Origin of the sequence: uncultured Microbacterium sp. (genome assembly GCF_947488465.1) — a bacterium.
GTDB lineage: Bacteria > Actinomycetota > Actinomycetes > Actinomycetales > Microbacteriaceae > Microbacterium.
Genome location: NZ_CANKZA010000001.1, coordinates 603,635 through 617,882 on the forward strand (window position 1 = coordinate 603,635; position 14,248 = coordinate 617,882).

The 14,248-nt window shown below is 69.1% G+C and carries 17 protein-coding genes; 1 reads left to right on the forward strand and 16 read right to left on the reverse strand.

Going from position 1 to position 14,248, the window contains the following annotated elements; all coding sequences use genetic code 11:
* Positions 1-39 precede the first annotated feature (39 nt).
* From lgt to Q0653_RS02990, 10 genes are all read right to left on the reverse strand, one after another.
* Positions 40-1,008, reverse strand: a complete 969-nt coding sequence (gene lgt, locus Q0653_RS02945) for a prolipoprotein diacylglyceryl transferase (protein WP_298742419.1) — start codon at positions 1,006-1,008, stop codon at positions 40-42.
* Between the two features lie 241 nt (positions 1,009-1,249).
* Positions 1,250-2,035 (reverse strand): tryptophan synthase subunit alpha, encoded by a 786-nt coding sequence (trpA, locus tag Q0653_RS02950; protein ID WP_298942449.1) that lies wholly within the window; start codon positions 2,033-2,035, stop codon positions 1,250-1,252.
* Positions 2,032-3,291 carry a tryptophan synthase subunit beta gene (gene trpB, locus Q0653_RS02955; protein ID WP_298942451.1) on the reverse strand — a complete coding sequence of 420 codons (1,260 nt, stop codon included), beginning with the start codon at positions 3,289-3,291 and terminating at the stop codon, positions 2,032-2,034. Before trpB ends, trpA begins: the two co-directional genes overlap by 4 nt.
* Positions 3,288-4,064 carry an indole-3-glycerol phosphate synthase TrpC gene (gene trpC, locus Q0653_RS02960; RefSeq protein ID WP_298942453.1) on the reverse strand — a complete coding sequence of 259 codons (777 nt, stop codon included), beginning with the start codon at positions 4,062-4,064 and terminating at the stop codon, positions 3,288-3,290. The genes trpB and trpC overlap by 4 nt, the downstream gene beginning before the upstream one ends.
* A 1-nt stretch (position 4,065) precedes the next feature.
* Positions 4,066-4,296, reverse strand: coding sequence for a DUF6704 family protein (locus tag Q0653_RS02965; RefSeq protein WP_298942455.1), 231 nt, complete (start codon positions 4,294-4,296; stop codon positions 4,066-4,068).
* A 37-nt stretch (positions 4,297-4,333) separates the two neighbouring features.
* On the reverse strand, positions 4,334-4,921 hold the full coding sequence (locus Q0653_RS02970; RefSeq protein ID WP_298942457.1) for a Trp biosynthesis-associated membrane protein: 588 nt from the start codon (positions 4,919-4,921) through the stop codon (positions 4,334-4,336).
* Entirely contained in the window at positions 4,918-5,256 is a 339-nt protein-coding gene (hisI, locus tag Q0653_RS02975) for a phosphoribosyl-AMP cyclohydrolase (protein WP_298943108.1), read from the reverse strand. The genes Q0653_RS02970 and hisI overlap by 4 nt, the downstream gene beginning before the upstream one ends.
* Before the next feature lie 5 nt (positions 5,257-5,261).
* Positions 5,262-6,026, reverse strand: a complete 765-nt coding sequence (gene hisF, locus Q0653_RS02980; RefSeq protein ID WP_298742413.1) for an imidazole glycerol phosphate synthase subunit HisF — start codon at positions 6,024-6,026, stop codon at positions 5,262-5,264.
* Positions 6,026-6,868 carry an ATP phosphoribosyltransferase gene (hisG, locus tag Q0653_RS02985; RefSeq protein WP_298742412.1) on the reverse strand — a complete coding sequence of 281 codons (843 nt, stop codon included), beginning with the start codon at positions 6,866-6,868 and terminating at the stop codon, positions 6,026-6,028. Before hisG ends, hisF begins: the two co-directional genes overlap by 1 nt.
* Before the next feature lie 43 nt (positions 6,869-6,911).
* Positions 6,912-7,175: a phosphoribosyl-ATP diphosphatase gene (locus Q0653_RS02990; RefSeq protein ID WP_298942459.1), complete on the reverse strand. Its 264-nt coding sequence runs from the start codon at positions 7,173-7,175 to the stop codon at positions 6,912-6,914.
* Positions 7,176-7,366: 191 nt separating this feature from the next.
* Here Q0653_RS02990 and Q0653_RS02995 point away from each other — a divergent pair, with 191 nt between their 5' ends.
* A complete protein-coding gene (locus tag Q0653_RS02995; protein ID WP_298943111.1) occupies positions 7,367-7,456 on the forward strand; it encodes a hypothetical protein in 90 nt (29 codons plus the stop codon).
* A 96-nt stretch (positions 7,457-7,552) separates the two neighbouring features.
* On the opposite strand, the gene rpe is transcribed toward Q0653_RS02995, so the two are convergent.
* The 6 genes from rpe to rpoZ form a co-directional block, all read right to left on the reverse strand.
* Positions 7,553-8,224 carry a ribulose-phosphate 3-epimerase gene (rpe, locus tag Q0653_RS03000; protein ID WP_298942461.1) on the reverse strand — a complete coding sequence of 224 codons (672 nt, stop codon included), beginning with the start codon at positions 8,222-8,224 and terminating at the stop codon, positions 7,553-7,555.
* A gap of 186 nt (positions 8,225-8,410) precedes the next feature.
* On the reverse strand, positions 8,411-9,772 hold the full coding sequence (locus Q0653_RS03005) for a transcription antitermination factor NusB (protein WP_298942463.1): 1,362 nt from the start codon (positions 9,770-9,772) through the stop codon (positions 8,411-8,413).
* Positions 9,769-10,704 carry a methionyl-tRNA formyltransferase gene (locus Q0653_RS03010; protein ID WP_298942465.1) on the reverse strand — a complete coding sequence of 312 codons (936 nt, stop codon included), beginning with the start codon at positions 10,702-10,704 and terminating at the stop codon, positions 9,769-9,771. Before Q0653_RS03010 ends, Q0653_RS03005 begins: the two co-directional genes overlap by 4 nt.
* Before the next feature lie 9 nt (positions 10,705-10,713).
* The gene (locus Q0653_RS03015; protein ID WP_298942467.1) at positions 10,714-12,672 is read right to left on the reverse strand and encodes a primosomal protein N'; all 1,959 of its coding nucleotides are present in this window, start codon (positions 12,670-12,672) and stop codon (positions 10,714-10,716) included.
* 6 nt (positions 12,673-12,678) lie between these two features.
* Positions 12,679-13,872 (reverse strand): methionine adenosyltransferase, encoded by a 1,194-nt coding sequence (gene metK / locus Q0653_RS03020; RefSeq protein WP_298742405.1) that lies wholly within the window; start codon positions 13,870-13,872, stop codon positions 12,679-12,681.
* A 95-nt stretch (positions 13,873-13,967) separates the two neighbouring features.
* Positions 13,968-14,222, reverse strand: a complete 255-nt coding sequence (gene rpoZ / locus Q0653_RS03025) for a DNA-directed RNA polymerase subunit omega (protein ID WP_203190174.1) — start codon at positions 14,220-14,222, stop codon at positions 13,968-13,970.
* Positions 14,223-14,248 lie beyond the last annotated feature (26 nt).

Below are 14,248 nucleotides of genomic sequence, written 5' to 3' on the forward strand. Positions count from 1 at the left end.
ACTTTTGATTCAAGGTGGGACGACGTCGGCCCTGATGCGTTACTTGGCGGCGGTGGCGCTTGTGGCGGTGCCTGCGGTGACTTCGGACGAGGGGGGTGCGCTCACGTCCACGAAGTCATCGATGTTCTGTGAGTGTACAGCCCCGTCGGCGGACCATTCGCGTCCACGCTGGTACGGCGACGGCTCGAGGCCCGGGTGGCGCCGCTTCTGGACGAAGAAGATGACGAGCCCGACGACGACACCGAAGATCGCTGCCCAGACGTTCGTGCGCAGTCCGAAGAAGATCTCGCTGGGATCAATGCGGATCGACTCCCACACGATACGTCCCGCGCTGTACCAGACCAGGTAGAGGGCGAACAGACGGCCCCACTGCAGGCGGAACTGCCTGCCCACCCAGAGCAGCACGAGCACACCGAGCGCGTTCCAGATCACTTCGTAGAGAAAGGTCGGGTGAAACAGCGTCCCCTCCGGCAGACCCGCGGGCCACGCCGGGTTCGGATAGTCGATCTGCAAGCCCCACGGCAGGTCGGTCGGAAGACCGAACAGCTCCTGGTTGAACCAGTTTCCGAACCGGCCCATCGCCTGCGCGAGGAGAAGCCCCGGGGCGAGAGCATCCGCGAAACTCCAGAACCGGATGCCGGTCCACCGGCATCCGAGCCAGGCTCCGATCGCGCCACCGATGAGCGCACCGAATATCGCGATCCCGCCTTCCCAGATGAAGAAGATCGCCCAGATGTTCTTCCCCTCGCCGAAGTAGAAGTCCGGGTGGGTCAGGACGTGGAAGATCCGTGCGCCGATGATGGCCAGCGGTACGGCCAGCAGGCAGATGTCGATGACGACCCACGGCTCTGCGCCGCGCTTGGTCAAACGACGGTTGGTCATGATCGCGGCGACGACAATGCCCGCAAGAATGCACAGGGCATAGAAGTAGATGGTGAACGGTCCGAGCGCGAAGGAGCTGATGCTCGGGCTCGGGAGGGAAGTCACGACGGCGGCGGAGGAAAGCACGAAGGAAGTCTACTTCGCTCCGCGAATGCGCCCCGCCGCGCGACGTGTCCGCGGCATCCCGCTCGCCTTCAGTGGGACCGAGAGCCGTCGACGCCGCGCTCACACCGCACGATGTCCGCAGAATGTTGCGATGTCCGCACCGGATGCCGGAAATCGGTGCGGAGTTGGTGACATTCTGCGGAGTTCGTCGCCGGCAGAGCCGAAGAGCGACGGGGAGCGCCCGCCGGGCGGGATCCTCGGGTCAGGAGCGGGCGGTACCGGTGGCGAGGGCGCGCGCTTCGGCCGCCAGGCCCTCGATGCCACCGTCGCGGAGTGCACGCACGAGCGCCGTGCCCACGATCGCGCCATCGGCATAGCCGACGACCCCGGCGACCTGCTCCGGGGTGGAGATTCCGATGCCCACGCACGCGTGCTCGACGCCGTGGGAGCGGAGCCGCCCGACGAGCGCGCGGGCCGCGGCATCCAACTCGGCGCGCTCTCCCGTGATGCCCATCGTGGACACCGTGTAGACGAAGCCGGTGGACGCCCTCGCGATCATGTCGAGGCGCTCATCGGTCGAGGTCGGCGCTGCCAGGAAGACGCGGTCGAGACCGGTGCGTTCCGACGCGGCGACCCACTCGGCGGCTGAATCGGGTGTGATGTCGGGTGTGATGAGGCCCGCGCCTCCGGCAGCGAGCAGCTCGTCCGCGTACCGATCGACGCCGTACTGCATGACGGGGTTCCAGTACGTCATCACGAGCACGGGCACGTCCACGCGCGCCGTGATCTCCCGGACGGCCGTGAACGTATCCCGCATGCGGAATCCGCCCGCGAGGGCTGCCACGGTTGCCTCTTGGATGACGGTGCCGTCCATCACCGGATCAGAATACGGCGGGCCCAGCTCGAGGATGTCAGCGCCGCTCTCCGCAAGTGTGACAGCGGCATCGATGCTGGTCTGCAGATCGGGGTACCCGAGCGGGAGGTAGCCGATGAAGGCGCCCCGGCCCTCGGCGCGGGCGGCGTCGATCGCCGCAGCGACGCGGCTCATAGCTCGATCCCTTCACCGGTCGCGGCGTCGGCGGACGGGCCCGCCTCGACCGGGCCTGTCTCATCGTCGTACAGGCCGAACCACCTCGCGGCCGTATCCATGTCCTTGTCGCCGCGGCCGGAGAGGTTCACGGCGATGACCGCGTCGGGGCCGAGCTCCCGGCCGAGGCGCAGCGCTCCGGCAAGGGCGTGTGCCGACTCGATCGCCGGAATGATGCCTTCGGTACAGCTGAGAAGTCGCAATGCGTCCATCGCCTCGGTATCCGTCGCCGGAATGTAGGTCGCACGTCCGATGTCGGACAACCACGCATGCTGCGGTCCGACGCCGGGGTAATCCAGTCCGGCGGAGATCGAGTGTGACTCGACCGTCTGACCGTCCTCGTCCTGGAGGACATAGGTCTTCGCGCCGTGCAGCACACCCGGTCGCCCGCGTTCGATGGATGCCGCGTGCTGCGGAGTGTCGACGCCGTCACCGGCAGCCTCGACACCGTAGAGGCGCACATTCTCATCGTCGAGGAACGCGTCGAACATGCCGATCGCGTTGGATCCTCCGCCCACGCAGGCCACAACGGCATCGGGCAGACGGCCTGTCTCGGCCAGGAGCTGCTCGCGGGCTTCTTCACTGATGATCTTCTGGAAGTCGCGGACCATTGCGGGGAACGGGTGCGGACCGGCGGCGGTGCCGAAGATGTAGTTGGTCGTCTCGACAGAGGCAACCCAGTCGCGATACGCCTCGTTGATCGCGTCTTTCAGCGTGCGCGATCCGGTCGTGACCGGAATCACCTCGGCGCCGAGCAGCCGCATCCGTGCGACGTTCAACGCCTGCCGTTCGGTGTCGACCTCACCCATGTACACGGTGCAGTCGAAGCCGAACAGCGCCGCCGCTGTCGCGGTCGCCACACCGTGTTGACCGGCTCCCGTCTCGGCGATCACGCGGGTCTTGCCCAGCCGCTTCGTCAACAGAGCTTGACCGAGAACGTTGTTGATCTTGTGCGATCCGGTGTGATTGAGGTCCTCGCGCTTGAGGAAGATGCGGGCTCCCCCGGCGTGCTGGGCGAATCGCGGCACCTCGGTGAGCGCCGAGGGACGCCCCGCGTAGGAGTGCAGCAGCGACGTCAACTCGGCTGCGAACTCCGGGTCGCCCTTGGTCGCCTCATAGACCGCGGTCAGTTCGTCGATCGCCGCGATGAGGGATTCCGGCATGTAGCGTCCGCCGAACTCACCGAAAAACGGTCCGTGCTGGTCACGCAGGCTCATGCGCCGGCCTCCAAAAATGCCGTCAGGGTCGTGACGGGGTCGTTCGTGACAAGGGCTTCGCCGACCAGGACGACATCGGCGCCCGCAGCGCGGTAGTGCTGGACGTCCGCGGGCGTGAGGACTGCCGACTCGGCAATCTTGACGGCATCCGCTGGGAAATGTTCGGCCAGCGAGCCGAACAGATCGCGGTCCATCTCGAAGGTCGACAGGTTCCGTGCATTCACGCCGATGAGCTTTGCGCCCAGATCGCTCGCGCGGCTCACCTCGTCGCGGGAGTGCGTCTCCACCAGCGGGGTCATGCCGAGCTCGAGGACGAGAGTGTGCAGCTCCGCGAGGAGCGGCTGTTCGAGCGCCGCGACGATCAGGAGCACCAGGTCGGCGCCGGATGCCCGCGCTTCGAGCACCTGATAGGGCGTGGCGATGAAGTCTTTGCGCAGGACCGGGAGCGACACCCGTGCCTTGACGGCCTCGAGATCGGCAAGCGAGCCCTTGAACTTCCGGCCTTCGGTGAGCACGGAGATCGCCGACGCGCCGCCCTGCTCGTACAAGGATGCCTGCCACGCCGGATCGGGAATCTCAGCAAGGTCGCCGCGAGACGGGCTCGCACGCTTCACCTCGGCGATGATCTTCACACGCTCGGCCGGGCTGAGCGCCGTCAGTGCGTCGCGAGCGGGGGGCTGGGCCAGGGCGGTCTTCTCCACGACCTGGAGAGGTCGCGTCGCTGCACGAGCCTCCGCGTCCGCGACCGCGCCGGCCGTCAGGCCGTCGAGCACGTCAGTGCTGCTTCGGCGTGTACTTGTCGCCGTGGGCGCCATAGCCCGCGCGGGCCATGGCCCAGCCGACGATGGCGCCGATCGCGAGGAGTCCGGCGGAGGCCCACACGAGCGCGGGAATGTCGAGGAAGAAGAACAGCGTGCCGAGCGTGACCGCGATGAGCATGATCACGACGGCGGTCCAGGCAGCCGGCGAATGTCCGTGGCCGGGGTCTTCGATCGAGTCGCCCATGGTTCTCCTTCGGTGGCGCGTATGTCTGCGTAGAAGTCTAGCGGGAGGTCGGATCGTCGCCGCGCGAGAGGTCATCCCACGAGTCGATCGCGTCGTGCGGGCGGGATGCCGGTGCGGACCCGCCCGTCGCCTGGTAGCGGCGTCCGCCGGAGGCCCAACGGTGCCCCGTAGCCAGGGTCAGGAAGCCGCCGAGAGCGATCACGATGCCGGCGATCCCGGTGAGGTAGGGCCAGATCGTCGCCGTGATGGATATGACGAGCCCGGCGACCGCGTCGTTGCCGGTGAGGCCGGTGGTGGTGGTGACCGTGGCCGCGATCGCGTCGATGGGCAGGGCGAAACCGACGCGGAGCGCCTGTACACACAGGGCGACACCGATGAACACCGCGGTTCCGCCGAACGCGTACCGCAGCGCCCGTCCGACGACCGTCATCGCCAGTCCGAGGGCGAGAGCGGCGAGGCTGAGTGGTGCGAGCAACGTCACCGCCGCGGCTCCCGGGACGGGGATGGGTTCGGTCGCGCCCGCGCGGAGCGTGACGTCCATCCACGTCTGGGTCGACGAAATGATCGCAATCGCACCGCCGGCGACGATCGCGAGCACCGCCCACACGCGTTCGCGCCGAGTCACCGCGCGCCGATCACGGGGTGGAGGGCATCGGCGTCGAAACACGTCCGATCGCCGGTGTGACACGCCGCGCCCACCTGATCGACCTCGATGAGAAGCGTGTCACCGTCGCAGTCGAGGCGGGCATCCTTGACGAACTGCGCGTGGCCGGACGTGTCACCCTTGCGCCAGTACTCCTGGCGCGAGCGGGACCAGAAGGTCACGCGACCTTCGGTCAGGGTGCGGCGGAGGGCCTCGGCATCCATCCACCCGAGCATGAGGACCTCGCGCGTGTCGTGCTGCTGGATGACCGCCGGAACCAGCCCGTCCGCGGTGAAGCGGACCCGATCGATTCGCACGTCACTCACCGGCGTACCTCGATTCCGTCGTCGGCGAGCTGGTTCTTCACATCGCCGATCGACAGCAGACCGGAGTGGAAGACGGATGCCGCGAGCACCGCATCGGCCCCGGCGCGGACGGCGGGGGCGAAGTCGGCGACGTTGCCGGCGCCGCCCGAGGCAATCACCGGAACGCTCGACACCTCGCGCATGAGGGCCACGAGCTCGAGGTCGAAGCCGTCGCGCGTCCCGTCGGCATCGATCGAGTTGACCAGGAGTTCACCGGCTCCGCGTTCAATCGCCTCGCGCGCCCACTCGAGCGCGTCCAGGGTCGTGGCGGTGCGGCCGCCGTGCGTGGTCACGACGAAACCCGAGCGGGTCGCATCCGACCGCTTGACATCAAGGCTGAGGACGAGCACCTGTGCGCCGAAGCGGTCGGCGATCTCGCCAATGAGGGCGGGGCGGGCGATGGCGGCGGAGTTGACCCCCACCTTGTCGGCCCCGACGCCGAGGAGGCGGGCGACATCCTCCGCGGAGCGCACTCCCCCGCCGACGGTCAACGGGATGAAGACTTCTTCGGCGGTGCGTCTCACGACGTCGTACGTCGTCGAGCGGTCATCGACCGTCGCCGTCACATCGAGGAAGGTCAGCTCATCGGCGCCCTGGGCGTAATACAGGGCCGCGAGTTCGACGGGGTCGCCCATATCGCGCAGGTTCTCGAAATTCACACCCTTGACGACACGGCCGGCCGCGACATCGAGGCAGGGAATGACCCGGCACGCGAGGGTCATCAGAGTCTCGCGTTGTGGATGGCCGTGACCAGGATCGCCCGCGCCCCGATCGCGTAGAGCGCGTCCATGACCTGATTGACGCTCGATCGCGGGCTCATCACCCGAACCGCCACCCAGGCCGGATCGCGCAACGGCGAGATCGTGGGCGATTCGACACCGGGCGCCAGCGCGACGGCGGCGTCGACGAGGTCGGCCGGCAAGTCGTAGTCGATGAGGACGAACCGGCGCGCGACGAGCACCCCGCGCAGGCGACGCAGCAGCGTCTCGGTCCCCGGAGCTTCCTCGGGTGCGCCGATCAGAACCGCCTCGGACTGCAGGACCACGGGCCCGAAGATCTCCAGCCCCGCCTGCTTGAGGCTGGTCCCGGTGGAGACCACGTCGGCGACCGCATCCGCGACGCCGAGTTGCACCGCCGACTCGACCGCGCCATCCAGGGGCACGAGATCCACCGCAACACCCTGTTCGTCCAGGAACCCGTCGACGAGCCCGGGATAGGCCGTGGCAACCCGCAGCCCCTCGAGGTCGCTGATTTCGGAGAACGACCCGGGAGGGCCCGCGAAACGGAAGGTCGAGGCGCCGAAGCCCAGAGCTTCGATCTCGCGGGCGCCCGGCATCCGCGCATCGAGCAACAGATCACGGCCGGTGATTCCGACATCCAGCGCGCCGGACCCGACATAAGTCGCGATGTCTTTGGGGCGCAGGTAGAAGAACTCGACCTCGTTGACCGGGTCGATCACGTGCAGGTCTTTCGGGTCGCGACGGCCGGTGTATCCGGCCTCCGCGAGCATTTCGGCGGCGGTCTCGGCGAGCGAGCCCTTGTTCGGCACGGCAATTCGCAGCATGTTGCGGGGCTTTCGGGTCGTGAGCGGCAGGTGAGGGGCGCGCTCAGAGATGTCGGCCGACGTCCTCGAGGGTGAGGCCCTTCGAGATCATCAGCACCTGCAGGTGGTAGAGGAGCTGCGAGATCTCCTCGGCCGTCTCGTCATCCGACTGGTACTCGGCCGCCATCCAGACTTCGGCAGCCTCTTCGACGATCTTCTTGCCGATCGCGTGGACACCACGATCGAGTTGGGCCACCGTGCCGGAACCTTTGGGACGCTGCGCGGCGATCGCGGTGAGCTCCGCGAAGAGGGCATCGAAAGTCTTCACCCTGACAGGTTACCGGCAATGATGACCTGTCCGCCGCCGATAGGGTCGCCCCGTGGACCCGATCCACGCCATGCTCGCCGGTGTCCTCGACGACGTCCGTGAGCAGGATGCCGGCGACCTCGCCGCATATATCCCCGAGTGGACGGTTGACGGCCGTCGGCGACGCGGACAGCAGCTTCACGATTCAGTTGATGTCGAAGCCGTTCGTCTTCGCCCTCGCCCTCGAAGCGCTCGGCCGGAACGAGGTGTTGCGCTTCGTCGGTCGTTCGTGGTCGACCTGAGCGCGCTGACACGGCTGCACCCGGCGGCACGCGCGGTGCTCCGCGAGGAGCTGGACACGGTCGGCGGACGCATCCACGTCGATGGGTGAGCCGTTCTCAGTGCCGGTGGTGACGTACGGCCTCACTGCGAAGGGCTGCGATCGCACGGTCTGGGTCGTCGGCGCCGAACACGGCTGAACCGGCCACGAACGTGTCGGCTCCCGCCTCGGCGGCCTGCGCGATCGTCGATTCCGCGATCCCCCCGTCGACCTGGAGCCAGACCTGCGACCCGCGCCGACGCGCTTCGGCACGTAAGTGGGCGAGCTTGGGCATTTGGTCGGCCATGAAGCTCTGGCCCCCGAATCCGGGCTCGACGGTCATCACGAGGATCTGATCGAACTCGTCGAGGACGTCGAGCAGCCCATCGATCGGCGTCGCGGGCTTCACCGCGACTCCCGCACGGGCACCGATCTCGCGCAAGCGACGTGCGAGCGGGATCGGATCGGTCGCCGCTTCCAGATGGAACGTCACCGAGGCCGCGCCGAGTTCGGCATATTGCGGAGCCCACCGTTCGGGGTCGCTGATCATGAGATGCACGTCGAGCGGCACCGGGCTCGTCGCCTGGATGCGCTCGACCATCTGGGGCCCGAACGTGAGGTTCGGCACGAAATGGTTGTCCATGACGTCGACGTGCACGAAGTCAGCGCCGGAGATGCGGGCGAGCTCGGCCTGCATGTTCACGAAGTCGGCGGCCAGGATGCTGGGATTGATGCGAACGCTGTCGGACACGGCATCCACCCTACTTGCGGGCTTGCGCCGGCGCGGGTTCAGGGGCAGGTGTGGTCGCTTCCCCGGGCGGATGCGGCAACACCTGCCCCGCGAACGCCCCGCGACGCGGCCACGCGCGGGTTCAGGGGGCAGGTGTGGTCGCTTCCGCGGACGGATGCGGCAGCACCTGCCCCGCGAAGGATCCCCTCAGCGGCGCCGCAGGAGCGAGATGGACATCGCGTCCGTGCCGTGGCGGTGGGGCCAGAGCTGTGCGCGCCCGGAGCCGTCGAGCTGCGCGGGCAGGTCGATGTCGGTGTCCGACACGGATGCCAGGACGGCGCGCGCATCGAGTTCTTCGATCGCATCGCCGAACCGCCGCCGCGCCTCGGCGACCACACCCGACGTCTCGGCCAAATGCGGCGAACAGGTGACGTACGCCACGATCCCGCCCGGGACCACAGCCTCGATCGCGGCTGTGAGCAGGCCGCCCTGAAGCTCGGTGAGGTCGGGGACATCGACGGGGCTCTTCCGCCAACGGGCCTCGGGGCGGCGGCGCAGCGCGCCGAGCCCGGTGCACGGCGCATCGACGAGGATGCGGTCGTACCGGCCGCGCGCCGCGCGCGTGCGGCCGTCTTCCTCCGACACCGGCACCTCGAGGGGAACCCCGGCGACGGAGTCGCGCACGAGCTTGGCTCGGATCGAGGAGAGTTCGTTCGCTTCGACGGAGGCGCCTGAGGCGAGAGCTTCGGCGGCGAGGACCGCGGTCTTCCCCCCGGGCGCCGCGCAGAGATCGAGCCAGCGCTCCCCGGACCGCACCGGGGTGGCCCGCGTCAGCGCGAGCGCGGCGAGCTGGGAGCCTTCGTCCTGCACGCGAATGCAGCCGTCGGCGGCCGCGATCACGGGCCCGGGATCTCCCCCGCCCAGGCGGAAGCCGATCGGGGAATACGGGGTTGAGGAGGCCTCCGCTGGCCTCGCGGCGAGCCCCGGCAGAGCGGCCATCGTCACCGCCGGTGCGTCGTTGTCGGCGGCGAGCAGCGCGTCGAGTTCGTCGGCGCGCCCTTCGGCGGCGAGAGCACGGCGGAACGCCCGGATCACCCAGACCGGATGTGCGTAGCGAAGGCCGAGACGTTCGTCGTCGGAGCGCGCGCCGCGCTCGAGGCGGGCAGCCCACTCCTCCGCGGTGCGCTCGGACACGCGGCGGAGGACGGCATTCGCAAACCCCGATGCGGATGCCCCGGCCGTGTGACGGACTTGGCGAACGGTCTCGTTCACCGCGGCATGGGTGGGCGTGCGCATCGCCAGAAGCTGATGCACGCCGAGGCGGAGGGCGTCGAGCACCGGCGGATCGATCTCGGCGGGCGGGCGACCCGCGGCATCCGCGATGATCGCGTCGTAGGTGCCTTGATGACGGAGGGTGCCGTAGGTCAATTCGGTCGCCCAGGCGGCGTCCGGGCCCGACATCCCGGCCCGGCGGAGTTCGCGCGGGAGCAGCAGGTTCGCGTAGGCGTCGGATTCGGTGACCGCGCGGAGCGTGTCGTAGGCGACCCAGCGCGGGGACGGAGCGCTCATGCGCGCACCTCCGGTGCGGTGTCGACGCGGGGATCATCGAGCCGCAGTCCGCGCCACCAGTCGTCGGCGGCCATCGGACCCTTACCCGCGGGCTGAACCGTCTGCAGGAGCACAGTACCGGCGGCGGTGCCCACGACCACGTCGCGCTCGATGAGCGAGAGTGCGCCCGGAGCGAGATCCGTGTCGGGACCCCGGTGCGCCGCGAGGATCTTCAGCCGCTGCCCGCCGACCGAGGTGTGCGCGCCGGGCTCGGGGGTCGTCCCGCGGAAGCGGTGGATCACCGTGTCGGCGGGGACACGGAAATCCAGCGCGCCGTCGGCGAGGGTGAGCTTGGGAGCGAGTGTGTATTCCCCCGACTGGGGACGTGCCACCGCGGTCCCCGCCGCGATCGCATCGACCACGTCGACGAGGAGTGCAGCGCCGACGTCCGCCAGTGCATCGAGGACGTCACCCGCCGTCGCGCCGCGGGGAACGCTGTAGCGGACCTCGCCGAAAACATCCCCGGCATCCAGTTCGGCGACCAGGCGGAAGACGCTCGCCCCGGTGACCGTGTCACCGGCGATCAGCGCGTGCTGCACGGGTGCGGCGCCGCGCCAGCGCGGAAGAAGCGAGAAGTGCAGGTTGATCCACCCGTGACGCGGAGTCGCGAGCAGCGGCTCACGCACAAGCCCGCCGTAGGCGACGATGACGCCGAGATCCGGAGCGAGGTCGGTCACCGCGTGCGTCGCGTGAGCATCGAGCCGGTCGGTCTTGATCGTCGTCACCCCGAGTTCGGCGGCGAGAGCGGCAACCGGCGACGGCGTCAGAATGCGTTTGCGGCCGAGCGGCGCGTCCGTGCGCGTGACGACGCCGACGAGGTCGTGGCGGGATGCCGCAATCGCGCGGAGCGAGGGGACAGCGGGCAGGGGTGTCCCCGCGAAGACAATGCGCATGGGGGTTCCTCACAGATCAAGCTCGGGCACGTCGAGCCGCACCTTGAGTGTAGTTCGCGGGCCACGGTCCTTCGCGGCGCGACGAGCGCGTAGCGCGTCGGCGACGACTGCCGCGCGCAGATACTCGGCGACCGCCGCGCCCTGGGCGTAGTCGAAGCGGACGAGCGCGCGCACTCCCCCACTCTCCAGCGGCACGGGGCCGAGAAGCGCGGTCGGACCGAGGCCGTATACCGCCTGACGGAGCCCGTCGAGCGTCGCCGACACGGTGCTCGAGGCACCTTCGACGGCAGCCACACGCACCGTGGGTGGCATCGAGAGCGGGCCGCGGTCGGCCAGCTCCGCGCGCGCATAGGCAGGTTGCGTCCAGGTGGCGAGCGCCCGGGCGACGGGCCCCGACACCCCCACCAGGTGGACGGGCGCGCCCGGCGCCGCCAGCGCCGCAGCGTCCGACCACCAGCGCAGACACGATTCTCCGATCCGCAGTTGTTCGGCCATCAACATCCGGTCGCCGTCCAGCAGGATGATCGCGCGGAAGCCCCCGGCCGCGTGCGGCTCGGCGCCGCGCGTGGCGATCACGAGGGCAGGCCGATCATCCACCTGGGTGATCGGGTGCGCACCGTCGGCGACGATGATCCGGATGCCGGGGAACGCCCGGCCGAGCTCGTCCGCCGTGCGCTCGCTTCCGGACGAAGCCATACGGAGCTTCGTGGACTGGCAGTTCGCGCACGACCATGTGGGCGCCGAGCGGCCGCACCATCCGCAGTCCGGCGTTGCGCCGGCGCGCGTCGCGCGCAGCGGCCCCGCGCAGTGTGCGCACCGGGCCGGAGTGCGGCAATCGGCGCAGACGAGCACGGGCGAGTAACCGGGCCGGGCGACCTGGACGAGGACCGGCCCGTGCTGAAGAGCCTCCCGGGCTGCCGCGAAGGCGGCGGACGGAACGCGCGCACCGCGAGACTCGCCCTCGCGCGTCGCCGACAGGATGACGGTCGGGCTCTCCCGGCGCTCGGCGGGAAGATCGCGGACCCAGCCGAGCTGAACGAGACGTTCGACATCCGTCGTGCGGGTATGCCCCGCGAAGACGAGCGCGCTCCCCTCGAGCTCCTGACGCACAAGCGCGGCGTCGCGGGCATGCACGCCGGGGCTCAGCGGTTCGGCGAGGAGAGGATCGCCGTCATCCCAGATGACGACACAGCCGACGTCATGGGCCGGGGCGTACACGGTCGAACGGTTGCCGACGACGATCACCGGCACCGGTGCGAGGATCCGAAGATAGCTCGCGTAACGTTCTGGACCGGACCTTCGGGCATCGTCCCGGAGCACCGATTCTTCGGGAGCACGCTCCGCCAGCGCGGCGAGGACCTGGTCTTGATCGCGCTGGTCCGGGACGACGAGCAGCGCACTGCGCCCGGCCGCAAGCGTGTGCACGGCGAGCGCCGCGAGGAGATCCGCCCATGCGCCTCCGACGCGATCGCGGCTCGGTCGCGGCGGCGCGTCGAGCGCGAGCCGCGCACCGGAGGCGACGGCATCCGTCACCCCCGCAAAGGGCGCCAGGATGCCGGAAGCCCAGTCGGTCGCATCTGCGCTGACCAGGGGCATGTCGGGCGGTGCTGAGCCGAGCCAGGTCTTCTCGGCCCGCACCATACGCTTCGGGACAACGAGCCGCAGGACGTCGCCGGCGCCACCCGCGGCGCGATCGGCGACGCGTCGGGCCAGCGCGTACAACGCGGGCGGCAAGACGCAAACGGAGGAGATCACGCTGTCGAGCTCCGACAGCGGGCGTACCGAAGGTTCGGCCTCACCGATCTCGACGAGATACCCCTCGACGACCCGCCCCGCGGTACGCAACGGCACTTTCACGCGGACTCCGGGCACCGCATCCGCGGCGAGCTCCGCCGGGATGGCGTAGTCGAACAGGCGGTCGAGCTGCGGCAGCGGGGAGTCGATCAGCACCCGCGCGACGGTGGTCACGGCCGGTCAGAGGCCGGCGGCCGCGCGCAGTTCCTCGACGCGAGTCGTCTGCTCCCACGTGAACTCGGGCACCTCTCGGCCGAAGTGACCGTAAGCCGCGGTCTGGGCGTAAATCGGACGCAGCAGGTCGAGCTCGTCGATGATCGCCTGCGGGCGCAGGTCGAAGACGTCGCGGATCGCGCGAGTGATGACCTCGTCGGCGACATGGCCCGAACCGAATGTCTCGACGTAAAGCCCGACGGGAGCCGCGCGGCCGATGGCATAGGCGACCTGAACTTCCAGTCGGTCGGCGAGGCCCGCCGCGACGGCGTTCTTGGCGACCCATCGCATGGCGTACGCGGCGGAGCGGTCGACCTTGGACGGGTCCTTTCCGCTGAACGCACCGCCGCCGTGGCGGGCGGCGCCACCGTACGTGTCGATGATGATCTTGCGTCCCGTGAGTCCGGCGTCGCCCTTCGGGCCACCCGTCACGAACGGGCCGGCCGGGTTGATGACGTACTGCACGTCGGAGAGATCCAGGCCCGTCTGCGCGAGGACGGGATCGATCACTTCGGCCTGTACCGCCGCGCGGAGCGCCGGAATCGAGATGTCGAGGTTGTGTTGCGTCGACAGCACCACGGTCTCGACCGAGCGTGGAACGGCGCCGTCGTAGCCGAGCGTGACCTGCGTCTTGCCGTCCGGGCGCAGGAACCCCAGCGCCCCCGAGCGCCGCGCCTCGGTCAGCCGCTCGGCCAGCCGGTGTGCCGTCCAGATCGCCATCGGCATGAGCTGGGGGGTCTCATTCGTCGCGTACCCGAACATGATCCCCTGATCGCCCGCGCCGAGCGCGTCGATCGGATCGCTCGATCCGCCTTCGCGGTGCTCGATGGCATTGTCCACGCCCGCGGCGATGTCGCTGGACTGCTCGCCGATCGATACCGTCACGCCACACGAGTCGCCGTCGAAGCCGGTCTCACTCGAGGTGTATCCGATGTGATTGACGACACGGCGGACGATCCCCGGAATGTCGACGTAGCCTTCACTGCGCACTTCTCCGGCGACGTGCACGAGACCCGTGGTCACCAGGGTTTCCACCGCCACACGGCTGCCCGGGTCGACCTCGATCAGTGCATCGAGGATCGAGTCCGAGATCTGATCGCAGATCTTGTCCGGGTGACCTTCGGTCACGGACTCGGATGTGAACAGACGCAGGGCGCTCATCGATGCTCCAGGTTCTCGGGGGTACACACCATCATGCCCGCGGTCTCCGACAAACGGAGAACGCGGGCATGGAGACGCCCTACGGCGTCATGACCTCACTCGGCGGCGCGAAGGCGCAGCTTGTCCTCGTGGATCTCGTGCATCGCGATCGTCAGCGGCTTGTCCTCGACGTGCGAATCGACGAGCGGGCCGACGTTGTCGAAGAGGTTTCCCTCGTGCAGGTCGGAGTAGTAGTCGTTGATCTGACGGGCACGCTTGGATGCGTAGATCACGAGCTGGTACTTCGAGTCGACCTTCTCGAGGAGCGAGTCGATGGGCGGGTCGATGATGCCCTGGTCACGTGCAGCCACGGGGAACCTCCTGGGATCTGGCGGCG